General features: G+C 77.4%; 23 protein-coding genes and 1 riboswitch. Of the genes, 20 read left to right on the plus strand and 3 right to left on the minus strand.

Features of this window, described 5'->3' with window-relative positions:
- Nucleotides 1-210 precede the first annotated feature (210 nt).
- The 15 genes from ACI79V_RS09585 to ACI79V_RS09655 all read left to right on the plus strand — a co-directional run bounded on the left by ACI79V_RS09585 (nt 211) and on the right by ACI79V_RS09655 (nt 14,948).
- A complete protein-coding gene (locus tag ACI79V_RS09585; protein WP_456888679.1) occupies nt 211-1,752 on the plus strand; it encodes a class I adenylate-forming enzyme family protein in 1,542 nt (513 codons plus the stop codon).
- Nucleotides 1,749-2,000: a glutaredoxin family protein gene (locus ACI79V_RS09590; RefSeq protein WP_456888682.1), complete on the plus strand. Its 252-nt coding sequence runs from the start codon at nt 1,749-1,751 to the stop codon at nt 1,998-2,000. The genes ACI79V_RS09585 and ACI79V_RS09590 overlap by 4 nt, the downstream gene beginning before the upstream one ends.
- 224 nt (nt 2,001-2,224) lie before the next feature.
- Entirely contained in the window at nt 2,225-2,911 is a 687-nt protein-coding gene (locus ACI79V_RS09595) for a redox-sensing transcriptional repressor Rex (RefSeq protein WP_456888790.1), read from the plus strand.
- Nucleotides 2,908-4,263, plus strand: a complete 1,356-nt coding sequence (locus tag ACI79V_RS09600) for a glutamyl-tRNA reductase (RefSeq protein WP_456888684.1) — start codon at nt 2,908-2,910, stop codon at nt 4,261-4,263. Before ACI79V_RS09595 ends, ACI79V_RS09600 begins: the two co-directional genes overlap by 4 nt.
- Nucleotides 4,260-5,198, plus strand: a complete 939-nt coding sequence (gene hemC, locus ACI79V_RS09605; protein ID WP_456874373.1) for a hydroxymethylbilane synthase — start codon at nt 4,260-4,262, stop codon at nt 5,196-5,198. The genes ACI79V_RS09600 and hemC overlap by 4 nt, the downstream gene beginning before the upstream one ends.
- Nucleotides 5,199-5,298: 100 nt before the next feature.
- Nucleotides 5,299-6,828: a uroporphyrinogen-III synthase gene (locus ACI79V_RS09610; RefSeq protein WP_456888686.1), complete on the plus strand. Its 1,530-nt coding sequence runs from the start codon at nt 5,299-5,301 to the stop codon at nt 6,826-6,828.
- On the plus strand, nt 6,825-7,826 hold the full coding sequence (hemB, locus tag ACI79V_RS09615; protein WP_456888689.1) for a porphobilinogen synthase: 1,002 nt from the start codon (nt 6,825-6,827) through the stop codon (nt 7,824-7,826). The genes ACI79V_RS09610 and hemB overlap by 4 nt, the downstream gene beginning before the upstream one ends.
- Nucleotides 7,823-8,353: a hypothetical protein gene (locus ACI79V_RS09620; RefSeq protein WP_456888692.1), complete on the plus strand. Its 531-nt coding sequence runs from the start codon at nt 7,823-7,825 to the stop codon at nt 8,351-8,353. The genes hemB and ACI79V_RS09620 overlap by 4 nt, the downstream gene beginning before the upstream one ends.
- Complete coding sequence (gene hemL, locus ACI79V_RS09625) at nt 8,350-9,732, plus strand: glutamate-1-semialdehyde 2,1-aminomutase (RefSeq protein WP_456888694.1); 1,383 nt, start codon at nt 8,350-8,352, stop codon at nt 9,730-9,732. The genes ACI79V_RS09620 and hemL overlap by 4 nt, the downstream gene beginning before the upstream one ends.
- A complete protein-coding gene (locus tag ACI79V_RS09630) occupies nt 9,732-10,364 on the plus strand; it encodes a histidine phosphatase family protein (protein WP_456888696.1) in 633 nt (210 codons plus the stop codon). The genes hemL and ACI79V_RS09630 overlap by 1 nt, the downstream gene beginning before the upstream one ends.
- Nucleotides 10,361-10,990 carry a TlpA family protein disulfide reductase gene (locus tag ACI79V_RS09635; RefSeq protein ID WP_456888697.1) on the plus strand — a complete coding sequence of 210 codons (630 nt, stop codon included), beginning with the start codon at nt 10,361-10,363 and terminating at the stop codon, nt 10,988-10,990. Before ACI79V_RS09630 ends, ACI79V_RS09635 begins: the two co-directional genes overlap by 4 nt.
- A 1-nt stretch (nt 10,991) precedes the next feature.
- Nucleotides 10,992-11,831 (plus strand): cytochrome c biogenesis CcdA family protein, encoded by an 840-nt coding sequence (locus ACI79V_RS09640; protein WP_456888698.1) that lies wholly within the window; start codon nt 10,992-10,994, stop codon nt 11,829-11,831.
- Nucleotides 11,828-13,477 (plus strand): cytochrome c biogenesis protein ResB, encoded by a 1,650-nt coding sequence (gene resB / locus ACI79V_RS09645; protein ID WP_456888700.1) that lies wholly within the window; start codon nt 11,828-11,830, stop codon nt 13,475-13,477. The genes ACI79V_RS09640 and resB overlap by 4 nt, the downstream gene beginning before the upstream one ends.
- Nucleotides 13,474-14,451, plus strand: a complete 978-nt coding sequence (gene ccsB / locus ACI79V_RS09650) for a c-type cytochrome biogenesis protein CcsB (RefSeq protein ID WP_456888701.1) — start codon at nt 13,474-13,476, stop codon at nt 14,449-14,451. Before resB ends, ccsB begins: the two co-directional genes overlap by 4 nt.
- Before the next feature lie 131 nt (nt 14,452-14,582).
- Nucleotides 14,583-14,948 carry a hypothetical protein gene (locus tag ACI79V_RS09655; RefSeq protein WP_456888702.1) on the plus strand — a complete coding sequence of 122 codons (366 nt, stop codon included), beginning with the start codon at nt 14,583-14,585 and terminating at the stop codon, nt 14,946-14,948.
- Nucleotides 14,949-14,994: 46 nt separating this feature from the next.
- Here the strand turns inward: ACI79V_RS09655 and ACI79V_RS09660 are convergent, their stop codons facing one another.
- The gene (locus ACI79V_RS09660; RefSeq protein WP_456874362.1) at nt 14,995-15,207 is read right to left on the minus strand and encodes a hypothetical protein; all 213 of its coding nucleotides are present in this window, start codon (nt 15,205-15,207) and stop codon (nt 14,995-14,997) included.
- A gap of 104 nt (nt 15,208-15,311) precedes the next feature.
- Between ACI79V_RS09660 and ACI79V_RS09665 the strand changes: the two genes are divergently transcribed.
- Nucleotides 15,312-15,761 (plus strand): Lrp/AsnC family transcriptional regulator, encoded by a 450-nt coding sequence (locus ACI79V_RS09665; RefSeq protein ID WP_456874361.1) that lies wholly within the window; start codon nt 15,312-15,314, stop codon nt 15,759-15,761.
- On the plus strand, nt 15,754-16,074 hold the full coding sequence (locus ACI79V_RS09670; RefSeq protein ID WP_456888703.1) for a DUF4229 domain-containing protein: 321 nt from the start codon (nt 15,754-15,756) through the stop codon (nt 16,072-16,074). The genes ACI79V_RS09665 and ACI79V_RS09670 overlap by 8 nt, the downstream gene beginning before the upstream one ends.
- Nucleotides 16,075-16,087: 13 nt before the next feature.
- Here ACI79V_RS09670 and ACI79V_RS09675 read toward each other — a convergent pair whose 3' ends face one another.
- Nucleotides 16,088-16,960, minus strand: a complete 873-nt coding sequence (locus ACI79V_RS09675; RefSeq protein ID WP_456888704.1) for a 1,4-dihydroxy-2-naphthoate polyprenyltransferase — start codon at nt 16,958-16,960, stop codon at nt 16,088-16,090.
- Entirely contained in the window at nt 16,960-18,096 is a 1,137-nt protein-coding gene (gene menE, locus ACI79V_RS09680; RefSeq protein WP_456888705.1) for an o-succinylbenzoate--CoA ligase, read from the minus strand. Before menE ends, ACI79V_RS09675 begins: the two co-directional genes overlap by 1 nt.
- Nucleotides 18,097-18,137: 41 nt before the next feature.
- Between menE and ACI79V_RS09685 the strand changes: the two genes are divergently transcribed.
- The 3 genes from ACI79V_RS09685 to ACI79V_RS09695 all read left to right on the plus strand — a co-directional run bounded on the left by ACI79V_RS09685 (nt 18,138) and on the right by ACI79V_RS09695 (nt 22,410).
- Nucleotides 18,138-19,094 (plus strand): o-succinylbenzoate synthase, encoded by a 957-nt coding sequence (locus ACI79V_RS09685; RefSeq protein ID WP_456888706.1) that lies wholly within the window; start codon nt 18,138-18,140, stop codon nt 19,092-19,094.
- Entirely contained in the window at nt 19,091-20,794 is a 1,704-nt protein-coding gene (gene menD / locus ACI79V_RS09690; RefSeq protein WP_456888707.1) for a 2-succinyl-5-enolpyruvyl-6-hydroxy-3-cyclohexene-1-carboxylic-acid synthase, read from the plus strand. The genes ACI79V_RS09685 and menD overlap by 4 nt, the downstream gene beginning before the upstream one ends.
- A gap of 330 nt (nt 20,795-21,124) precedes the next feature.
- A riboswitch (cyclic di-AMP (ydaO/yuaA leader) is annotated at nt 21,125-21,293 on the plus strand.
- A 4-nt stretch (nt 21,294-21,297) separates the two neighbouring features.
- On the plus strand, nt 21,298-22,410 hold the full coding sequence (locus ACI79V_RS09695; RefSeq protein WP_456888708.1) for a transglycosylase family protein: 1,113 nt from the start codon (nt 21,298-21,300) through the stop codon (nt 22,408-22,410).
- The last annotated feature ends 41 nt before the right edge of the window (nt 22,411-22,451 follow it).

Here is a 22,451-nt window from a genome sequence, read left to right on the forward strand (position 1 = left end):
CCGCTCGTCCACCGGGCGCGACTGCGGCATGCGGGACGTCGACCTCCTCGTCGGCCCACCCGACGGAGGTCCGGCCCCTCGGCGGGTCCCGCGCTGCTGCGGGTCGCCACCCATGGTGACAACACCACTGCGATCCGTCCACGCCAGCGGGCGGAGTGGTACCTGCCGGTACCCTTCTGCGGGACCCGCGTCCGCCCGCAGGAGGTGTCCGTGACAGGGCCGGTGACCGAGCCCCGACCCGGGCCCACGCCCCCGACGGGGCTGGCCGCCCTCGTGCGCGCCGCGGCCGCCCGACGTCCCGACGCGCCGGCGGTGGTCGACGGTGCGACCCGGCTGACCTGGGCCGAGCTCGACGCCCTCGTCGACCGGGCCGCGGCCGGTCTCGCCGCCCGTGGGCTCGCCCGCGGGGACCGGGTGGCCGTGCAGCTGCCCAACGGCGTCGACTGGCTGCGCGCGGTGCTCGGAGCCCTGCGCGCCGGCCTGGTCGTGGTCCCGGTCAATACCGCCTACACCGATCCCGAGCTCGAGCACCTCCTCACCGACTCGGGCGCGTCGCTGCTGGTCGCGGCCGCCGCGCGCGAGCCCCTGGCCGGGGTGGCGGTGGTCGCCGGGCCGCCCGAGGCCGACGGCCCACCGCCTCCGGACGACGACGACCCCGCCGCGCTCGCCCTGCTGGCCTACACCAGCGGCACCACCGGCCGGCCCCGCGGCGCGATGCTGACCGCCGCCGCGCTGCGGGCCAACCAGGAGCAGTGCCTCGCGATGGACCCGCCGCCGGTGCGCCCCGACGACCGGGTGCTGCTGGTCCTCCCGCTGTTCCACCTCTACGGCCTCAACACCGGGTTCGGCCTGGTCGCCGCCACCGGCGCGTGCGCGGTGCTCGTGCCGGCCTTCGACCCGCGCGCCACCCTCGACGTCGTGGAGCGCGAGAGGGTCACCGCCGTCCCCGGGGCGCCGCCGGTGTACCAGGCCTGGCTCGCCGTGGCCGCCGACGAGGGCGGCGACGCGCGGCTGCGCCGGGCCCTGTCGTCGGTGCGCACGGCCTCCTCCGGTGCCGCGCTCCTGCCCGCGGCGACCTGGCGGGCGGTGCGCGACCGCGCCGGCGTGCAGGTGTGGGAGGGGTACGGCCTCACCGAGGCCGGCCCCGTGGTGGCCAGCACGCTGGCCACCGGGCGGGCCAAGCCGGAGTGCATCGGCGGTCCGCTGCCCGGCGTCGAGGTGGCCCTGCGGGAGCCCGGCGGCACCGATGCCGAGGACGGGCCGGGCGAGCTGTGGGTGCGCGGTCCCAACCTCTTCTCCGGGTTCTGGCCCGACGGCGCCGACGGCCCCGGTGACGACGGCTGGCTGGCCACCGGCGACCTCGCCCACCGCGACGCCGACAGCGACCTGCACCTGCTCGACCGCCGCACCGACCTGGTGCTGGTCAGCGGGTTCAACGTCTACCCGGCCGAGGTGGAGCGGGTGCTCGACACCCACCCCGCGGTCGCCGAGAGCGCGGTCATCGGCGTGCCCGATCCGCGCACCGGCGCCGCCGTCGTCGCCGTCGTCGTCCCCGCGCCGGGCGCGGAGGTGGACGCCGCGGAGCTGCGCGCGCACGCCGCCGCGTCGCTGGCCCGGTACAAGGTGCCCTCCTCGGTCGTCGTCCGCCCGGCGCTGCCGCACTCGCTCACCGGCAAGGTGAGCCACGCGCGGCTGCGCGAGCTGGGCCTCCTCGAGGTGACCGCGCCCGACGCGGCGGAGGTGGCGGGGTGACCGGGCCGCCGCTCCGCCTGGAGCTGCTCACCCGGGAGAACTGCCACCTGTGCGTGACGGCGGCCGAGACGCTGGTGCGCATCGCCGCGGAGGCCGGCGTCGGCAGCCGCGAGGTCGACGTCGACGCCGATCCCGAGCTGCAGGCCGAGTACGGCGACCGCGTGCCGGTGGTGCTGCTCGACGGCCGCGAGCACTCCTACTTCACCGTCGACGTGCCCCGGCTGCGCCGCGACCTCGGCCTGACCTGACCTCCGGGCCCGGGCGCAGCTGCCCGGCCGGGTATGGTCTCGGACACAGCGCCACGCATCCGCGCAGGCCGGGCGCCCGTGGGCTCGCCTGCGACTTTGTTCGCGCGTTCACAAGCGGTTACCGTGGCAGTCGCCGGGTGGTCGACCGCCCGGATCCCCGATGTCGCCCGCCCCCCTCGGCTCCCGCCGTCGCCCGGGCGCGACCGCTGTGGAGTAGGCCCGTGATGCAGTCGCGGCCCCGGATCCCGGAGGCCACCGTCGCCCGGCTGGCCGTGTACCTGCGGGTGCTCGGCGGCCTCGCCGACAGCGGTCGCACCACCGTCTCCTCCGGCGAGCTGGCCTCGGCGGCCGGGGTGAACCCGGCCGGGCTGCGCAAGGACCTCTCCCACCTCGGCCCCTGCGGCACCCGCGGCGTCGGCTACGAGGTCGCCACGCTGCGCGACCGCATCGCCGCCGTGCTCGGCATGGAGACCGCGCACGCGTGCGTCCTCGTCGGCATCGGCAACCTCGGCGCGGCGCTGGCCGGGTACGGGGGCTTCGGCAGCCGCGGCTTCGAGTTCGTCGGCCTCTTCGACGCCTCCCCGGCCCGGGTGGGCCAGCGGATCGGGGGCCTGCCGGTGCGGCCGGTGACCGAGCTCGAGGACGTCGTGGCCGCCACCGGAGCGACCATCGGGGTCATCGCGACGCCCGCCGAGGTCGCCCAGCGGGTCGCCGACCGGCTCACCGCGGCCGGGGTGAGGAGCATCTTGAACTTCGCGCCGGTCACGCTCACCGCGCCCGCGGGGGTCGACGTCCGCCAGGTCGACCTCTCCGTCGAGCTGCAGGTCCTGGCCTTCCTGGACAAGCAGCGCGGCGCCGTCCCCGGCACGCCGCTGGACGCCGGCCTCGCGCCCGCCGGGGGGATGGCATGAGCCTGCTCGCCGTCGGCATCAGCCACCGGACCGCGCCGGTCGCGCTGCTCGAGCAGTTCGCGATGACCCGCGACGACCAGGTCAAGGCGCTGCACGAGCTGGTCGGCAGCGACCACGTCAGCGAGGCGCTGGTCCTGGCCACCTGCAACCGGGTCGAGGTCTTCGCCGAGGTCGACCGCTTCCACGGCGGCGTCGCCGAGGTCAGCCGCGTGCTGGCCCGCCAGGCCGGCGCCGGGGTCGAGGAGCTCACCCCGTACGTCACCGTCCACTACGAGGACCAGGCCGTCGCCCACCTGTTCACCGTGGCCGCGGGGCTGGACTCGATGGTCGTCGGCGAGACCCAGGTGCTCGGCCAGCTCCGCGCGGCGTACGCCCTCGCGCAGGAGGAGGGCACGGTCGGCCGCTGCCTGCACCCGGTGGCCCAGCACGCGCTGCGCGTGGGCAAGCGGATCCACTCCGAGACCGGCATCGACCGCGCCGGTGCCTCGCTGGTGACGGTGTCCCTCGACCACGCCGAGGACCGCATCGGCCCGCTCGCCGGCCGTCCGGCGCTGGTCGTCGGCGCCGGCTCCATGGGCGCGCTCGCGGCCAGCACGCTCTCGCGCCGCGGCGCGCTGGTCACCGTCGCCAGCCGCTCGCCGGAGTCCGCTGCCCGCCTGGCGGCCGCCGTCGACGGCGGCACCGCCGAGATGGCCGACCTGCGGACGGCGGTCGCCGACGCCGACGTGCTGGTCACGTGCACCGGCGCCACCGGGCTGGTCGTCGGCACCGACGTCGTCGCGGCCGCGATGGCCGGCCGGGCCGACCGGCCGCTGGCCGTCGTCGACCTGGCCCTGCCGCGCGACGTCGACCCCGGCGTGGCCGCGCTGCCCGGCGTGCACGTCGTCGACCTCGCGCTGCTGCAGGGCGAGCGCTCGGCCACCGGGGGGACCGGGGCGGTCGCCGCCGACGACGTCGCCGCCGCGCACGCGCTCATCGAGGCGGAGACCGCGCTGCTGCGCGCCGAGCGGCAGGCGGCCGCCGTCGCGCCCACCGTCTCGGCGCTGCGCAGCCAGGCCGCCGAGGTGGTCGACGCGGAGCTGCTGCGCCTGGCGGCCCGGCTGCCCGACCTCGACGCCCGCGCGCGCAGCGAGATCGCCCGCACCGTGCGCCGCGTCGTCGACAAGCTGCTGCACGAGCCGACCGTCCGGGTCAAGGAGCTGGCCAGCACCCCCGGCGGCGTCGACTACGCCGACGCCCTGCGCGCGCTGTTCGGCCTGGGTCTCGACGCCGAGGTGCCCGCCGACGGCCCGCGGCTGGCCGAGGCGGTCGCCGTCGACCCCGACGAGCTGCGTCCCGGAGGCGGATCGTGACCTCCCAGACCACCGCGACGCTGCGGCTGGGCACCCGCGCCAGCCAGCTGGCCCGCACCCAGTCGCAGACCGTCGCCGACGCGCTGACCGCCGCCAGCGGCGTGCCGGTCGAGCTGGTGCACATCAGCACCGAGGGCGACCGCTCGGCCGCGGCCATCGCCCAGCTCGGCGGCACCGGCGTCTTCGTCACCGCCATCCGGCAGGCGCTGCTCGAGGGCACCGTCGACGTCGCCGTGCACAGCTACAAGGACCTGCCCACCGCGCCCGAGCCCGGGCTGGTGCTCGCCGCCGTCCCGCCGCGGGAGGACCCCCGCGACGCGCTGGTCGCCCGCGACCGGCTGACCCTCGGCGAGCTGCCGCCCGGCGCCCGCGTGGGCACCGGGGCGCCGCGCCGCATGGCGCAGCTGCGCGCGCTGGGCCTGGGCCTGGAGGTCGTGCCGATCCGCGGCAACGTCGACACCCGGATGGCCCGCGTCGTCCCGGGCGACCTCGACGCCGTCGTCCTCGCCCGCGCCGGGCTGGCCCGGCTGGGCCGGCTCGACGCGGTCACCGAGGTGCTCGACCCGCTGCAGGTGCTGCCCGCGCCCGCGCAGGGCGCGCTGGCCGTCGAGTGCCGCGCCGACGACGAGCGCACCCTGCAGCTGCTCGCCGCCCTCGACGACCCCGGCACCCGCGCCGCCGTGCTCGCCGAGCGGACCACGCTCGCCGCGCTCGAGGCCGGGTGCAGCGCCCCGGTCGCCGCGCACGCCGAGCTGGCCGAGGGCGACGACGGTCCCGAGCTGTACCTGCGCGCGTCGGTCACCGCGATCGACGGCAGCGACGGCGTCCGCGGCTCGGTGACCGGCCCGGTCGGCGACGCCGAGCGGCTGGGCCGCGAGCTCGCCGCCGACCTGCTCGACCGCGGCGCCGCCGCGCTCGTGGCGGCCTCCCGGTGACCCGCCGGGCCCACCCGGCCGGGCGGTACGCCCCGGCCCCCTCGACCCCCGCACACGCCCACCCCAGGGCCACGACACCAACAAGGACCAGGAGCTCGTGATGACGCGCTTCCGCAAGACCCCAGGCCGCGTCGTCTTCGTCGGCGCCGGCCCCGGCGACCCCGGCATGCTCACCGCCCGGGCCACGGCCGCACTGGCCGAGGCCACGGTCGTGCTGGTCGACCCGGACGTCCCCGCCACCCTCACCGACGCCGTCCGCGACGGCCGCCCGGGCCTCGAGCCGGCCCCGGTCAGCGGCGAGCCGGCCGACGTCGCCAAGGGCGCCGTCGCCGCGGCGAAGAACGGCGACGTCGTCGTCCGGCTGGTCGCCGGCGACCCCTACACCTCCGAGCACGCGGTCAAGGAGGTGCTGGCCGTCGCCCGCACGTCGGTGCCCTTCGACGTGGTGCCCGGCGTCGCCCCGGCCACCGCGGTGCCGGCCTTCGCCGGCGTCGCCCTCGGCGGCACCTCGCTGACCGCCGACCTGCGCGACGGCGACGTCGACCTGCCCGCGTTGGCCGCCGCGGCCGCCGCCCTCGCCGCGCCCGTGGTGCTGCAGGCCGGCGCCGAGCAGCTCCCCGACGCCGCGGCGCGGCTGGTCGAGGGCGGCCTGTCCGGCAGCACCCCGGTCGTGGTGACCGCGGGCGGCTCGGGCACCGGCCAGAAGAGCGTCGTCGCCAAGCTGGCCGCCGTCGCCGAGAAGACCGCCGACCTCGGCGGCCTCACCGGCCCGGTCGTGGCCACCGTGGGCTCGGCCGTCGACAAGCGCGGCAAGCTCTCCTGGTGGGAGAGCCGGCCGCTGTTCGGCTGGCGGGTGCTGGTGCCGCGCACCAAGGACCAGGCCGGCGACATGAGCGAGCGGCTGCGGGCCTACGGCGCGGTGCCGGTCGAGGTGCCCACCATCGCCGTCGAGCCGCCGCGCAGCGCCGCCCAGATGGACCGGGCGATCAAGGGCCTGGTCACCGGCCGCTACGGCTGGATCGTGTTCACCTCGGCCAACGCCGTGCGCGCGGTCCGGGAGAAGTTCGCCGAGCTCGGCCTCGACGCGCGGGCCTTCGCCGGTGTGAAGGTCGCCTGCGTCGGCGAGCAGACCGCCGACGCGGTGCGGGCCTTCGGCATCGTGCCCGAGCTCGTGCCGAGCGGCGCGCAGTCCAGCGAGGGCCTGCTGGCCGACTTCCCCGAGTACGACGACGTCCTCGACCCGATCAACCGGGTGCTGCTGCCGCGCGCCGACATCGCCACCGAGACCCTCGCCGCGGGCCTGCAGGAGCGCGGCTGGGAGGTCGACGACGTCACCGCCTACCGGACCGTGCGGGCCGCGCCGCCGCCGGCGCCGGTGCGCGAGGCGATCAAGGGCGGCGGCTTCGACGCGGTGTGCTTCACCTCGTCGAGCACGGTCCGCAACCTGGTCGGCATCGCCGGCAAGCCGCACGCCAAGACCGTCGTCGCGGTGATCGGCCCGGCCACCGCGGCCACCGCGCAGGAGTTCGGCCTGCGCGTGGACGTCCAGCCCGAGACCGCCGCGGTCGGCCCGCTGGTCGACGCGCTGGCCGAGTTCGCCGAGGCCCGGCGCGCGGAGGCCGGGCAGTGAGCCCGGCGCAGGGCGGGTCGAGCCCGGGCTTCGCCCGCGGGCGCCGGCTGCGGTCGACGCCCGCCCTGCGCCGGCTCACCGCCCAGACCCGGGTGGCCCCGGCCGACCTGGTGCTGCCGGTGTTCGTCAAGGAGGGCATCGACGAGCCGGTGCCGGTCGGCTCGATGCCCGGCGTCGTCCAGCACACGCTGGACTCGCTGCGGAAGACCGCGCACGAGGCGGCCGAGGCCGGCGTCGGCGGGCTGGTCCTGTTCGGCGTCCCCGCGGAGAAGGACGAGGCCGGCTCGCAGGCCGACGCCGCCGACGGGATCGTCAACGTGGCGCTGCGCCGGCTGCGCGAGGACCTCGGCGACGAGCTGGTGCTCATCGCCGACCTGTGCCTGTGCGAGTACACCTCGCACGGGCACTGCGGGCTGGTCACCCCGGCGGGCGTCGTCGACAACGACCCCACCCTGGACCGCTACGCGTCGGTGGCCATCGCCCAGGCGCAGGCCGGCGCCCACGTCGTCGCCCCCAGCGGGATGATGGACGGGCAGGTGGCCGCGATCCGCCGGGCGCTCGACGGCGCGGCGTACACCGAGACGCCGATCCTGGCCTACGCCGCCAAGTACGCCTCGGGCTTCTACGGCCCGTTCCGCGAGGCGGCCGAGGGCGCGCCGCAGTTCGGCGACCGCTCGACCTACCAGATGGACCCGCCCAACGCCGACGAGGCGCTGCGCGAGGTGGCCCAGGACCTGGCGGAGGGCGCCGACGCCGTCATGGTGAAGCCCGCGCTGCCCTACCTGGACGTCGTGGCGCGGGTCGCCGACGCCGTCGACGTCCCGGTCAGCGCCTACCAGGTCAGCGGCGAGTACGCGATGGTCGAGGCGGCCGCCCGCAACGGCTGGATCGACCGCGAGCGCGCCATCCTCGAGACGCTCACCGCCATCCGGCGGGCCGGCGCCGGCCAGGTGCTGACCTACTGGGCGGTCGAGGCCGCGCACCTGCTGCGCCGGTGACGCACGTCGAGCCCGGCGGCTCCTGGCGGCCGTTCTGGCTGACCGCCGCCGCGCTCGCCGTCCTCGGCGCCCTCGACGTGGTGCTGCCCGGGCCCGGCCTGCCGCCGCCGGCCTGGGCGCTCGTCGCGCTGGCCGCGCTCGGCGTCGCCGCGGCCCTGTGCTCGGCCGCCCGCCGGGTGTGGACGGTCCGGGTGCAGGGCGGCGGTCCCGACGGCGCGCTGTCGGTGGGCCGCGAGCGGGTGCCGCTGGCCGACGTCGACGCCGCCCACCTGCGCGCCGTACGCGAGGGGACGGCGGGCGTCGATGCCGGCGCACCCGTCCTCGGCGGCGGCTGGTCGGTGCCCCGCGGGCGCACCGGCCTGCCGCTGCGGCTCGCCGACGGCCGCACCGTGCTGGTGCCCACCCGCGACCCCGCCGCCCTCACCGGTGCCCTGCTCGCCGCCCTGCCGGGGAGTGGCACGTCACAGGCCGCCGACCCCGACGCCGCCGACGGGCTCCCGGGCGGCAGGGGGACACTGGGGCCGTGACCTCGCTGGACACCACCCGGTACGACTACGCGGCACCCGTCTCCGCGGACCTGTTCGCCCGCGGGAAGCGCGTCACCCCCGGCGGCGTCAACTCGCCGGTGCGCGCCTTCCGCGCCGTCGGTGGCACCCCGCGGTTCATGGCGCAGGGCTCGGGCCCGTGGCTCACCGACGCCGACGGCCGCCGCTACGTGGACCTGGTGGCCTCCTGGGGCCCGATGATCCTCGGCCACGCCCACCCGGCCGTGGTCGAGGCGGTCACCGCCGCAGCCCGCCGCGGCTTCTCCTTCGGCACCCCCACCGAGGGTGAGCTGGAGCTGGCCGAGGAGATCATCGACCGGATGCCCCCGGTGGAGCGGGTGCGGCTGGTCAACTCCGGCACCGAGGCGGTGCTCTCGGCGGTCCGGCTGGCCCGCGGCGCCACCGGCCGCCCGCTGGTGGTCAAGTTCGCCGGCTGCTACCACGGCCACGTCGACGCGCTGCTGGCCTCGGCAGGTTCCGGCGTGGCCACCCTCGGCCTGCCCGACACCCCCGGCGTCACCACCGGCGCGGCCGCCGACACGATCGTGCTGCCCTACAACGACGTCGCCGCCGTCGAGGCGGTCTTCGCCGAGCGGGGCGCCGAGATCGCGGTCGTGGTCAGCGAGGCCGCCCCGGGCAACATGGGCGTCGTCCCGCCGCGGGAGGGCTTCAACGCGGAGCTGCGCCGGATCACCGCCGAGCACGGCGCGCTGCTGCTGCTCGACGAGGTGATGACCGGCTTCCGGGTCTCGCGCTCGGGCTGGTACGGCCTCGACCCCGTCGACGCCGACCTGTTCACCTTCGGCAAGGTCATGGGCGGGGGGCTGCCGGCGGCGGCGTTCGGCGGGCGTGCCGACCTCATGGAGCAGCTGGCGCCGACCGGGCCGGTCTACCAGGCCGGCACGCTGGCCGGGAACCCCGTCGCCGTCGCCGCCGGGCTGACCACGCTGCGGCACTGCACCGACGACGTCTACGCCCGCTGCGACCGGGTCGCGGTCACCCTGCGCGGCGCGACCAGCGCGGCACTGTTCGCCGCCGGCGTCCCGCACCGGGTGCAGCAGGCCGGCTCGATGTTCTCCGTCTTCTTCGTGCCCGACGAGCGGCAGGTGCGCGACTACGACGACGCCCGCACCCAGGACACCGCGGCGCACCGCGCGTTCTTCCACGAGATGCTCGCCCGCGGCGTGTACCTGCCGCCGTCGGCGTTCGAGTCCTGGTTCGTCAGCGCCGCGCTCGACGACGAGGCCGTGCAGCGGGTGCTCGACGCGCTGCCCGCCGCCGCCCGCGCGGCCGCGGCCGCCGACCCCGCCGACGCGCCGTCCGACGCCGAGTCGAAGGACGCCCAGGAGCTGCAGCCCTGATGGAGACCACCGTCGTCCACCTGCTCCGCCACGGGGAGGTGCACAACCCCGACGGCGTCCTCTACGGCCGCCTGCCGGGCTACCGGCTGTCCCCCGCCGGGGAGGTGATGGCCGAGCGCGCCGCCGAGTGGCTGACCGGCCGCGGCGTCACCCACCTGTACTCCAGCCCGCTCGAGCGGGCCCGGCAGACCGCCGCCCCCGTCGCCGAGGCGCTGGACCTGCCGGTCGCCGTCGACGACCGGCTGATCGAGGCCGGCAACGCCTTCCAGGGCCTGCGGGTCGCCGGCGGCCGCGGCGTGTTCCGGACGCCGGCGCACTGGTGGAAGCTGCGCAACCCGGTGCGGCCGTCCTGGGGCGAGCCCTACGTGGAGATCGCCGCGCGGATGCTGCTCGCCGTGGAGGCCGCCCGCGACGCCGCACGGGGGGCCGCCGCCGTCTGCGTCAGCCACCAGCTGCCGATCTGGACGCTCCGGCTGCACCTGGAGGGCCGCCGGTACACCCACGACCCGCGCCGCCGGCAGTGCGGGCTGGCCAGCGTCACGTCGGTGACCTACGACGGCGACGAGGTCACGCGGATCGACTACGCGGAGCCGGCCGGCGCCACCGACCCCGACGCGGTGCCCGGCGCATGACCACCCCACGGGAACGCTCCGCTGGCGCTCCACGTCCCCGCGGGGGCCCCGGGAGGCGGCTGCTGCCCGCCGCGGCCGCGGCGCTCGCCCTCCTCGCCGGCTGCTCGACCGGCGAGGGCCGGGCCGACGTCACCAACGGCGGCGAGTACCGGTTCGTGGCGGCCACCCCGGCCGGCGAGGTGATCCCCGAGACCGAGCGCGCCCCGGCCCCCGACTTCGGCGGCACGCTGCTCGGCGGTGGCGACTGGACCTCCGACGAGCTGGCCGGGCAGGTCGCCGTCCTCAACTTCTGGGGGTCGTGGTGCCCGCCCTGCCGGGTGGAGACGCCGGAGTTCCAGGAGGTCTACGCCGAGGTCCGCGACGAGGGTGTGGCCTTCCTCGGCCTGAACGTCAAGGAGGTCGACGAGCAGTTCGCGCAGGCGTTCGTCGACAGCCAGGGCATCGAGTTCCCCTCGCTCTACGACCCCGCCGGCGAGGTCGCGCTCGCCTTCCGGGACTACCCCGCCACCGCGATCCCGTCCACGATCGTCCTCGACCGCGACGGCCGGGTGGCGGCCGTCTACACCGGCGCGGTCGCGCAGGACGACCTGCGCGCCGTGGTCGACCGGCTGCTCGGGGAGGGCTGAGGTGGGGCAGGAGTTCGCCGCGCTGGTCACCGACGGCCCGCTGCTCGTGGCCGCGGCCGTCGCGGCGCTGGTCGGGCTGGTCAGCTTCGCCTCGCCCTGCGTGCTGCCGCTGGTGCCCGGCTACCTGTCCTACGTCACCGGTCTGGTCGGCAGCGGGGTGCGGTCCACCGCGCCGGCACCGACCGGTGACGGCGCCACCGCGGGTGCCACCGCGGGTGCCACCGCCACCGCCGTCCGCACCGACGAGCGCTCCCCGCGCGGGCGGATGGTGCTCGGCGCGCTGCTGTTCGTCCTCGGCTTCACCGCGGTCTTCGTCGCCGTGGGCACCGCCTTCGGCGGCCTGGGCCGGCTGCTGGTCCAGTACGACGACGTCATCACCCGCGTCATGGGCGTCGTCGTCATCGTCGTCGGCCTGGCCTTCCTCGGGCGGCTGCCGTTCCTGCAGCGCACCGCGCGGCTCTCGGTGCGCCCGGCCGCCGGGCTCGCGGGCGCGCCGCTGCTCGGCGTCGTCTTCGGCCTGGGCTGGACGCCGTGCCTGGGCCCGACGCTGTCGGCGGTCTACTCGCTGGCCTACACCGAGGCCACCGCCGGCCGCGGCGCGCTGCTGTCGGTGGCGTACTGCCTGGGGCTCGGGATCCCGTTCGTGCTCGTCGCCCTCGGCGCCCGCTGGGCGGTCGGGGCGACGGCGTTCCTGCGCCGGCACGCCCGTGCGGTCACCCGCTTCGGCGGCGCGGTGCTGGTCGTGGTCGGGTTGCTGCTGCTGACCGGGGCCTGGACCGAGATGATGGCGTGGCTGCGCTCCTGGCTGGCCGTCACCGGGCTGGGGGAGTCGCCGCTGTGACCACCACCGCCCCGCCCCGGCAGGCCCCGGCCCCGCCGCCGCCCGCGCGCCCGTCCGCCGCCCGCCGGCTCGGCGGGTTCGCGCTGCGCCAGTGGCGCCGGCTCACCGCCATGCGCACGGCGATCGTGCTGCTGTTCCTGCTCGCGCTCGCGGCCATCCCCGGCTCGCTGCTGCCGCAGCGCTCGCTGTCGCAGAGCGCCGTCGGCCAGTACTTCGCCGACCACCCGACGCTCGCGCCGCTGCTGGACCGGCTGTACCTGTTCGACGTCTTCAGCTCGCCGTGGTTCGCCGCGGTGTACCTGCTGCTGTTCGTCTCGCTCATCGGCTGCGTGCTGCCGCGCGCCCTGGAGCACGCCCGCGCGCTGCGCACCCCGCCGCCCCCGGCGCCGCGCCGGCTGACCCGGCTGCCCGACTCCACGCAGCTGCCCACGCCGCTGCCGGCCGCCGACGCCCTCGACGCCGTCGAGGAGGAGCTGCGGGTGCGCCGCTACCGCGTCGTCCGCCGCGAGCGCGGGGGCGTCGCCGAGCTCTCGGCCGAGAAGGGGTTGCTCAAGGAGACCGGCAACCTGGTGTTCCACCTGGCCCTCGTCGGTCTGCTGCTCGGCCTGGCCGGGGGCAAGCTGTGGGGCTACGAGGGCAGCATCCTGGTCACCGAGGGCCAGCGGTTCTGCAACGCGTTCCAGCAGTACGACACCTACTCCGCCGGGGCGCTGGTCGACAGCGGTGACCTCACCCCGCTGTGCGTCGGCCTCGAGGACTTCCGCGCGGAGTACGAGGAGGACCTCACCGCCGCGTCGTTCACCGCCGACATCACCTACGGCGCGCCGGGCGAGGAGGGCCGGCCGACGACGATCGGCGTCAACGACCCGCTGCGCGTCGACGGCGACCGCGTCTACGTGACCGGCCACGGCTTCAGCCCCCGGTTCACCGTGACGCTGCCCGACGGCACCGCCTTCGACGACGTCTCCGCGCCGTTCCTCCCCACCGAGCAGTCGACGATGGCCAGCGAGGGCGCCCTCAAGCTCCCCGACCTCGGCGCCGGGGCGGAGGACCAGCTCGCGCTGCAGGGCTTCTTCGCCCCCACCGGCCTGGTGCAGGGCGGCATCCTCACCTCCATCGACCCCCGGCCCCTCGCACCGCAGGTCGCGATCGTGGCCTTCCAGGGCTACCTCGGCCTCGACTCCGGGCTGCCGCAGTCGGTGTACTCCCTGGACGCCTCGCAGATCGAGCGCGGCCGGCTGGCGGAGGTCGGCCGGGCGAACCTGTCGGTGGGGGAGTCGCTGACGCTGCCCGACGGGACGACGGTGACCTTCACCGGCTACTCGCAGTTCGCGGCGATGCAGTTCTCGCACGACCCCGGCCAGCTGTGGGTGCTCGGCGCCGCCGTCGCGGTGCTGGCCGGCCTGCTGGGCATGCTGCTGCTGCGCCGCGAGCGCCTCTTCGCCCGCGCCACCGCCGCGCCCAGCGGCGGTAGCGTGCTCGACGTCGGGGCGCTGACCCGTGGCAGCGGCGACGGCGCGCCGCGGTTCGCGGCCCTCACCGACGACCTGCGGGCGGTCCTCGCCGCCCGTGCCCCGACCCACGACGTGACCCGCACCCCGCCCGACGGCGGGGCCGCACCGGAGACCGGAGGCGCACCCGCGTGACCGCCGACCAGCTGTCCGCCCTGTCGGACACCCTGTTCTCGACCAGCGTCGGTCTCTACTCGCTGGCCGTCGTCGCCTTCTGTGCCCAGCTGGCCTTCGGCCGCCGCCCGGCCCGGGAGCGGGCACTGGTCGGCGCCGGCGCCGCCGGGGACGCCGGCGGCCCGGCCGAGGGCGGGGCGTCCCGGGCCGGCGCGCTGCCCGACGACCCCGCGCCGGTGCGCCGCTGGGGCCGGGTGGCGATGCTGCTCACCGCCGCCGGCGCGCTCACCCACACCGGCGTCCTCGTCGCCCGCGGGCTGGCCACCGACCGGCTGCCCTGGGGCAACATGTACGAGTTCGCGACCGCGGTCGTGCTCGTCGCCGTCGTGGCCTTCCTGGTGCTCGCGCTGCGCTCGCCCGGCCTGCGGCACCTGGGCCTGTTCGTGCTGGCGCCGGTGGTGCTCAGCATGGTCGCGATCGGGCTGTTCCTCTACGTCGAGAGCGGCCCGCTGGTGGCCGCGCTGCGGTCGAGCTGGCTGGCCGTGCACGTGACGACGGCGATCCTCGGCTTCGGCATCTTCTTCGTCAGCGGCATCGCCAGCGTCCTGTACCTGGTGCGCTCGCGGTACGAGGCCCGCGGCGGCGACGTCTCCGACGCCCGGATCGTGGGCCGGATGCCGTCGGCCGCCTCGCTGGACCGGGTCGCCCACCGCACCGCGGTCTTCGGCTTCCCGATCTGGACCTTCGCCGTCATCGCCGGTGCCATCTGGGCCGAGAGCGCCTGGGGCCGCTTCTGGGGCTGGGACCCCAAGGAGACCTGGGCCTTCATCGCCTGGGTGGTCTACGCCGCCTACCTGCACGCCCGCACGACCGCCGGCTGGCGGGGCAGCCCCGCGGCCTGGGTCAACGTCGTCGGCCTGGCGGTCATGGTGTTCAACCTGCTGTACGTGAACATGGTGTCCACCGGGCTGCACAGCTATGGCGGGGTCGACTGAATCGCGTCCCATCCACCTCCCAGACCCCTCCCACCCCTCCTGCAGGGGGTGTGGACGGCCACGGCGGGGGTCGCGTGCTCCACTTGACGCCATGACCGCACGCACGGGGGGCTCACGCACAGGAGGCTGCTGTGGGTAGGCACACCGCCGCCGACGGCGCAGGGACCGACCCGATCGTCGCCGCGGCACTCGCCCGCCAGGAGCCCGCCGCCGCGGGCACCCGTCACGCCTCCGCTGCCGACGAGGGCACCGAGGAGGGCACCGAGAGCGGCCTGGGCTGGCCCGGGGACACCACCACCGGCGGCGGCCTGGGCTGGCCCGGGTCCCTGGACGAGGTCCTCCGCGAGACCGCCCGGATGGACGCCGTCCCCGACGTCCCCCGGGCCGGAGCGGCCGGGGACGTCGCACCGGACGAGGCAGGTCCAGAGGCGGGGGCGGAGCTCGGGGCGCCGACCCGGCGCGGCTGGCGGCGGGTGTTCGGCGGCTCCGCCGCCTAGGAGCCGTGCACTTCCGCGGAAGCGCGCGAGAGGGGCGTCGCGAGGGTCAGGCGGGGGAGCCGTCGTCGCGGCGGACGCGGCGGCCGAGCTCGCGCAGGAACTCCGGGTCGTCGTCGGGAGCCACCGGACGGGTGGCACGCGACGGGCGCGGGCGGCGGGCCGGCCGCGGCGGGCGCACGGCACCGCCGGCGGCGGCGGTCGCCCGCAGGACCAGCACGACCACGGCCACGGCGACCACCAGCAGCACCACGAACGCCACCTGGCGCACCCCCTCGGATCGGGCCTCACCGCCACTGTACGACCGCTGGGATACTGGCGGTGCCGCGCGGGACGCGCGCCCGCGCAGACCCCCGCCCCGTCCGGATGGAGCCCGACATCGACGCCGTCGACCGGCAGCTGATCGACCTGCTGCGCGCAAACGGCCGGGCCAGCTACGCCGAGCTCGCCCGCCAGGTCGGCCTGTCCGCCCCGGCGGTGCACGAGCGGGTCGGCAAGCTCGAGGCGGCCGGGACCATCACCGGCTACCGCGCGGTCGTCGACCCCGTCGCGCTCGGGCTCGACGTCACCGCGCTGGTCGGCGTCATCGAGAGCGACTCGGTCGACGACAACGGCGTCGAGGCGGCGCTGCGCGCGATGCCCGAGGTGGAGGACTGCTGGCGGGTGGCCGGCAGCGAGGCCTTCGTGCTCAAGGTGCGGGTGACCGACATCCCGGCACTGGAGGCGGCGATCAACGCGTTGAACAGGATCGAGGGCGTCGCCCGGACCCGCACCACCGTGGTGCTGTCGACGAAGTGGGAGGGCCGTCATGGCTGAGCAGGAGCGCACGCCGGTCACGCCGGTGGGCCCGGACGGGCGGCCCGCGGTGCGGCCGAGGGTGCTGCCCTGGCTGCTCGTGCACACCATCGGGCGGCTGGCCGTCTTCGCGCTGCTGACCGTGGTGCTGTGGATGGTGGGCCTCGACCTCTGGTCGGGCCTGCTGTTCGGCCTGCTGCTGTCGATGCCGGTGTCGTACTTCCTGCTGCGCCGCTCCCGCGAGCAGCTCAGCGTCGCGCTGGTCATGCGCTCGGAGGAGAAGCGCCGCGCCAAGGAGGAGTTCCGCGCCCGGCTCTCCGGCGACGCCGCCTGACCCGCGGAGAGGGTCAGCCCGACAGGGCGAGGCCGGTGGCGAGCAGCACCCCGGTGGCCAGCGTGAGCAGCCCGGTGGCCTGCAGCGCCGCGATGAGCGCCGGCCCGCGGCCACCCGAGAGCACGACCCGCGACGGCGGCACCGCCAGCGGGGCCGCCAGCAGCGCCAGCAGGGCCCACGGCCGGACGACGCCGATCGCGACGACGACGGCGAACGCCCCGGCCAGCAGCCCGACGTAGAGCAGGCGGGTGGCACGGTCGCCCAGCAGCACCGCCAGCGTCCGCTTGCCCACGACCGCGTCCCCGGCGATGTCGCGCAGGTTGTTGACCACCAGCAGCGCCACCGACAGCAGCCCGACGGGCACCGCGGCCGCCAGCGCCAGCCCCTCGACCCGGCCGGTCTGCGCGAACGTCGTCCCCGCGACGGCGACCAGGCCGAAGAACACGAAGACGAACACCTCGCCCAGCGCCCGGTAGCCGTAGGGCAGCGGGCCGCCGGTGTAGGTCCACGCGGCCGCGATGCAGACCGCCCCGACGGCGACCAGCCACCAGCTCGACAGCGCGGCGAGGACCAGCCCGGCGACGCCCGCGACGGCGAAGGCGAGCAGCGCGGCGGCGAGCACCTGGCGAGCCGGTGCGGCGCCCGAGCCCACCAACCGCATCGGGCCGACCCGGTCGGCGTCGGTGCCGCGCTTCCCGTCGGAGTGGTCGTTGGCGTAGTTCACCGCCACCTGCAGGGCGAGGGCGACCAGCAGCGCCAGCAGCGCCGGCACGGGCCGGAACCCGTCGAGCGCGGCGGCGGCGCCGGTGCCGACGAGCACGGGCGCCAGCGCCGCGGGCAGGGTGCGCGGCCGGGCGCCGGCCACCCACTGCGCGGGCGTGGCCATCAGCGGCCGCCGGCCAGCGCGGCCGCCAGGCCGCGGCGGTCGGGCTTGCCGGTGTGCAGGGTGGGCACCGCGTCGACCAGGTGCAGCTCCCGCGGGGCGCTGGGCCTGCCGAGCCGTTGCGCCACCCACGGCCGCAGCGTCGCGAGGTCCGGGCTGGTCCCCGCGGCCGGGACGACGGCGGCCACCACCCGCTGCCCCCACTCCTCGTCGGGCCGGCCGAAGACGACGGCGTCGGCGACGTCGGGGTGCTCGCGCAGCACGCCCTCGACCGCCTGCGGCGCGACGTTCACCCCGCCGCTGACCACCACGTCGTCGAGCCGGCCGGTGACGGTCAGCCGCCCGTCCGGCCCGGTCGACCCCGCGTCGCGGGTGCGGAACCAGCCGCCGGCGAAGGCCTCCGCCGTCGCGCCCGGGTCGCGGCGGTAGCCCAGGGCCAGCACGGGACCGGCGATGGCGACGCCGTCGTCCTCGACCCGGACCCGGACACCGTCGAGCGGGACGCCGTCGTAGACGCAGCCGCCGCACGTCTCGGTCATCCCGTAGGTGGTCACCACGGCCACGCCCTCCCGGCGGGCCCGGGCCAGCAGGGCGGGGTCAGTGGCCGCGCCGCCCACCAGGACGGCGTCGAGGGCGCGCAGCGCGCCGGGCTCCGAGTCGAGGTACCGGCGCAGCTGGGTGGGCACCAGCGAGGCGTACCGGCGGCCGGCGGGCATCCGCGCGACCGCGGCGGCGAGGGGCTCGCCCGGCGCGAGGACCGTGGGCGCGGTGCCGGCCAGGGCCGACCGGACCAGCACCTGCAGCCCGGCGACCGCCGACACCGGCAGCGCGAGCAGCCAGGCGCCGGGTCCGCCGAGCCGGTCGGCGGTGGCGCCGGCCGAGGCCCGCAACGCCGCCGCGGACAGCAGCACCCCGCGGCCGCCGCCGGTGGAGCCGGAGGTGACGACGACGACGTCGGCGCCGTCCTCCAGCGGCTCGTCCGGCGCGAGGACCGCGCGGGCGGCCGCGGCGGCGGGACCCGACGGGAGGACGGCCACCGGCGGACCGCCGTCGAGGGCCGCGCGGACGGCGGGCAGCACGGTGCGCAGCACGCCGTCGGGATCGTCCGGCGCGGGGAGGACGGTCAGCTGCCGGGGCACGTCGAACCAGGGTACGAGGCGCGCGATCTACGCTGGCGGGCGTGATCACCGCCGCCCTCCCGCCGGGGATCGAGGAGGCGGCGGTGTGGTCGGTGCCGATGCGCACCCGCTTCCGCGGCATCGACGTGCGCGACGGCGTCCTGGTGCGCGGCCCGGCCGGCTGGGGCGAGTTCTCGCCCTTCTGGGACTACGGCACCGTCGAGAGCCGCCGCTGGTGGCCGGCCGCCGCCGAGGCCGCGCTGCACGGCTGGCCGGCGCCGCTGCGCGACGCGGTGCCGGTGAACGTGACCGTGCCCGCGGTGGGCCCCGAGCGGGCGCGCGCGATCGTGGTGGCGTCGGGCTGCCGGACGGCGAAGGTCAAGGTGGCCGAGCCCGGGCAGACGCCGGCCGACGACCTCGCCCGCGTGGAGGCCGTCCGCGACGCGCTCGGCCCGTCCGGCGCGCTCCGGGTCGACGCCAACGCCGCCTGGGACGTCGACACCGCGGCCGCCCGCATCCGGGAGCTCGACCGGGTCGGCCTCGAGTACGTCGAGCAGCCGTGCGCGACGCTCGACGAGCTGTGCGCGCTGCGCCGGCGGATCGACGTCCGGATCGCCGCCGACGAGGCCGTCCGGCGCGCCGGCGACCCGCTCGCGGTCGACCTGCGCGGGGCCTGCGACGTCGTCGTCCTCAAGGTGCAGCCGCTGGGCGGTGTGCGCGCGGCGCTGCGGGTCGCCGAGGCGCACGGGCTGCCGTGCGTCGTGTCCTCGGCCCTGGAGTCCTCGGTGGGCCTCGCGGCGGGCGTCGCGCTGGCCGCCGCGCTGCCCGAGCTGCCCTTCGCCTGCGGCCTGGCCACCGCAGCGCTGCTCGACGGCGACGTGAGCGGCGATCCGCTGGTGCCCGTCGACGGCGCGCTGCCGGTGCGGGCGGTGGTGCCCGACCGGCGGGCCGCCGTGGCCGCGCCGGACGACGTGACCGCCCGGTGGTCGGCGCGGCTCACCGCGGTGCTCGCCGCGTGAACCCCTCCACCGCGCTGGCCCGCGTGCTGGTCGACGAGCTGGTCCGCGGCGGGGTCCGCGACGCCGTCCTCGCCCCCGGCTCGCGCTCGGCCCCGGTCGCGCTCGCGCTCGCCGCCGCCGAGCGGGCCGGTGCCGTGCGGCTGCACGTGCGCATCGACGAGCGGACCGCCTCCTTCCTCGCCCTCGGCCTGGCGCGCGCCTCCGGCCGCCCGGTGCCGGTGCTCACCACCTCCGGGACGGCGACCGCGCATCTGCACGCCGCGGTGCTCGAGGCCGACGTCAGCGGCGTCCCGCTGCTCGCGCTCACCGCCGACCGGCCGCCGGAGCTGCGGTCCACCGGTGCCAACCAGACGATCGAGCAGCCCGGCCTCTACGGCGGCGCGGTGCGCTGGGCGGCCGACGTCGGGGTGCCCGAGGCCGGGCGGGAGGCCGCGCAGAACCGCTACTGGCGCTCGGTGGTGTCGCGGGCGCTGCTGTCGGCCACCGGCGCCTTGTCCGGCGACCCCGGCCCCGTGCAGCTGAACCTGTCCTTCCGGGACCCGCTGCTGCCCGACGGGGAGCCCGGCCCGCTCGATGGCCCGTGGGCCGGTCGCGCCGGCGGTGCCCCGTGGACGGCCGGGGCGCCCGCGCCCGTCCCGGCCGGTCCGGTCGGGGACGGGCCGCGCACCCTCGTGGTGGCCGGCGACGGACCACCCGCGGCCGGCCGGGCCTGGGCCGCCGGGGCCGCTGCTTCGGGCTGGCCGGTGGTCGCCGAGCCCAGCGGCGGCGCGTGGACCGGCGACGCCGTCCGCGGCGGGGCGCTGCTGCTCGGCGTCCCCGCCTGGCTGGACACGCACCGGCCCGAGCGGGTCGTGGTGGTCGGCCGGCCCACGCTGTCGCGGCCGGTGTCGGCGCTGCTCGCCGACCCGCGGGTGCGGGTCGAGACGGTCGCGGCGACCCCGCGCTGGCCCGACGCGGGCCGGTCGAGCGCGCTGGTCTCGCGGGCCGCCCCGCCCGCCGGGCCGCCGTCGGACCCCGGACGGGCCGGGGCGTGGACCGGGGCGTGGGCCGGGGCCTGGTCCGACGCCGCCGCCCGCGTCGGGACCGCCGTCGACGCGCTGCTCGACGCCGCGCCGGGCCTCACCGCCGCCCGCCTGGCCCGCGACGTCGTCGCCGCGCTGCCGGCCGGGGCGCTGCTGGTGCTCGGCTCCTCGACGCCGGTGCGCGACGTCGACCGCCTCGCCGTGCCGCGCGGCGACGTCGCCGTGCTGGCCAACCGCGGGGTGGCCGGCATCGACGGGACCGTCTCGACCGCGGTCGGGGCGGCGCTGGCGCACGGCGGCCCGACGGTGGCGCTCCTGGGCGACCTGACGTTCCTGCACGACCTGCAGGGCCTGCTCACCGGCGAGGGCGAGCCGCGTCCGGACCTCACGCTCGTCGTCCCGGACAACGACGGCGGCGGGATCTTCGCCCAGCTCGAGCCCGGCCGGGCGGCGTACGCGCGCGACTACCGGCGGGTGTTCGGGACGCCGCACGGGCGCGACCTGGCAGCGGTCGCGCAGGCGCTGGGCTGGACGGCGACGGCGGTCTCCTCGGCCGGCGAGCTGCCGGCCGCGCTGGCGGCGGGCGGGCCGCGGGTCGTCGTCGTCCGCACCGACCAGCGCGCCGAGGCCGACCTCGCCGTCGCGCTCCGGGACGCCGCCGCCCACGCCCTCGGCTGACCGGGCGGGACGGGCGGTGGAGGACCGGTCCGTCCCGTGGCGTCCATCACGAGCGACGTGCCCGCAGGGTCCCGGGGGGCCGGTCGCCGGGGCCGCGCCGGACCACGCGGACCGGGGGGCGAGTCGCCGGTGACCAGCGCGTTCCCCACTGCCGGCCCGCCGGCGCCGCAGGCGGTCGGTTGGTCACGGCAGCGTCACGCGCTACCCCACGTGTCCCCTCCTAATCGCAGTGTGACCGGCGACACAGCGACAGTTGCCATGACCGTAGGTAGCTTTTTGGCTGCGCTCAGCAGAACGGAGCGCGGCGCCGGTCCGCCAAACCCTGCCCACCGGTCGTCCACACCAACACCCAGGGCAGGGGTGGGGGACCCACTTCCGGCGCGCGACGGCCCACGGGGGCCGGACCCGAACGCGCCTCGGGGTGAAGCCGCGGACCGCGGCCGGGCACCGATCGCCCGAACCCGACAGCTCACCTCGCCGGCGGTGATCGGGAGATCATCACCATGCCCAAGCACCGCGCACCCCGCTACGTCCGCACCAAGAAGGTCATCGCCCGGGCCCCTGTCGCCGCCGGCGCCACCGTCGTCGGTCTCGGCGTCCTCAGCTCCCCGGCCTCCGCCTCCACCAGCCACGACTGGACCGACGTCGCCCAGTGCGAGTCCAGCGGCAACTGGAGCATCAACACCGGCAACGGCTACTACGGCGGCCTGCAGTTCAGCCAGTCCACCTGGGCCGGCTTCGGCGGCACCGAGCTCGCCGCCCGCGCCGACCTGGCCACCCCGGCCCAGCAGATCGAGATCGCCGAGCGCGTCCTCGAGGGCCAGGGCATCGGCGCCTGGCCGAGCTGCGGCAAGTACCTGACCGAGGGCACCACCGCGGCCGCCGCCGAGGCGCCCGCCGCCCCCGCTCCCGCCGCCGAGGCACCCGCCCCGGCCGCGGAGGCCGGTCACTCCCACGACCACGCCGACGACGCCGCCACCGAGGACTACACCGTCCGCTGGGGCGACACCGTGAAGGAGATCGCCGCCGCCCACCAGCAGGGCTGGCGCGAGCTCTACGAGCGCAACGTCGACGTCATCGGCAGCAACCCGAACCGGATCTACCCCGGTCAGGTGCTCGCCGTCAGCGGCGCGGCCCCGGCCCAGGCCGCTCCGGCCCCGGAGGCCCCCGCCGCGACCGCCTCCGCCGGCGAGTCCGCCCCCGCGCCCGCGGTGGCCCCGCTGGCCGAGGTCGCCCCGCAGGTCGCCTCCGCGATCGCGTCGATCACCAACAGCGCCGGCCCGGTCAAGGCGGTCGTGCAGGCCGCCGCGAACGCCGTCGTGAGCAACGTGCCGGGCGCCGCCGACATCACCCTCGGCGGTACGCGCGGGAGCGCGGTCGACCCGAACGGGCACCCGTCGGGCCTGGCGCTGGACTACATGGTCATGACCGACAACGCCCTCGGTGACGCCATCGCCCAGTACCACGTCGACCACTGGGACGAGCTCGGCGTCGAGTACGTCATCTGGGAGCAGCGGATCCTGACCTCGCCCGACGGCGCGTGGAAGGCGATGGCCGACCGCGGCAGCGTGACCGCGAACCACCACGACCACGTGCACGTGAACTACGTGGGCTGATCCTCACCCCCCGACGAGGGCCCCGGCCGCTGCCCAGCGGC

The organism is Geodermatophilus sp. SYSU D00700, assembly GCF_054050255.1.

Coding starts and splice junctions, on each gene's coding strand:
- ACI79V_RS09595 (WP_456888790.1), top strand. CDS start 2,225: ATGCAGTCGCGGCCCCGGATCCCGGAGGCCACCGTCGCCCGGCTGGCC.
- ACI79V_RS09695 (WP_456888708.1), top strand. CDS start 21,298: ATGCCCAAGCACCGCGCACCCCGCTACGTCCGCACCAAGAAGGTCATC.
- ACI79V_RS09600 (WP_456888684.1), top strand. CDS start 2,908: ATGAGCCTGCTCGCCGTCGGCATCAGCCACCGGACCGCGCCGGTCGCG.
- ACI79V_RS09635 (WP_456888697.1), top strand. CDS start 10,361: ATGACCACCCCACGGGAACGCTCCGCTGGCGCTCCACGTCCCCGCGGG.
- ACI79V_RS09670 (WP_456888703.1), top strand. CDS start 15,754: ATGGCTGAGCAGGAGCGCACGCCGGTCACGCCGGTGGGCCCGGACGGG.
- ACI79V_RS09675 (WP_456888704.1), bottom strand. CDS start 16,960: ATGGCCACGCCCGCGCAGTGGGTGGCCGGCGCCCGGCCGCGCACCCTG.
- ACI79V_RS09665 (WP_456874361.1), top strand. CDS start 15,312: ATGGAGCCCGACATCGACGCCGTCGACCGGCAGCTGATCGACCTGCTG.
- ACI79V_RS09630 (WP_456888696.1), top strand. CDS start 9,732: ATGGAGACCACCGTCGTCCACCTGCTCCGCCACGGGGAGGTGCACAAC.
- ACI79V_RS09610 (WP_456888686.1), top strand. CDS start 5,299: ATGACGCGCTTCCGCAAGACCCCAGGCCGCGTCGTCTTCGTCGGCGCC.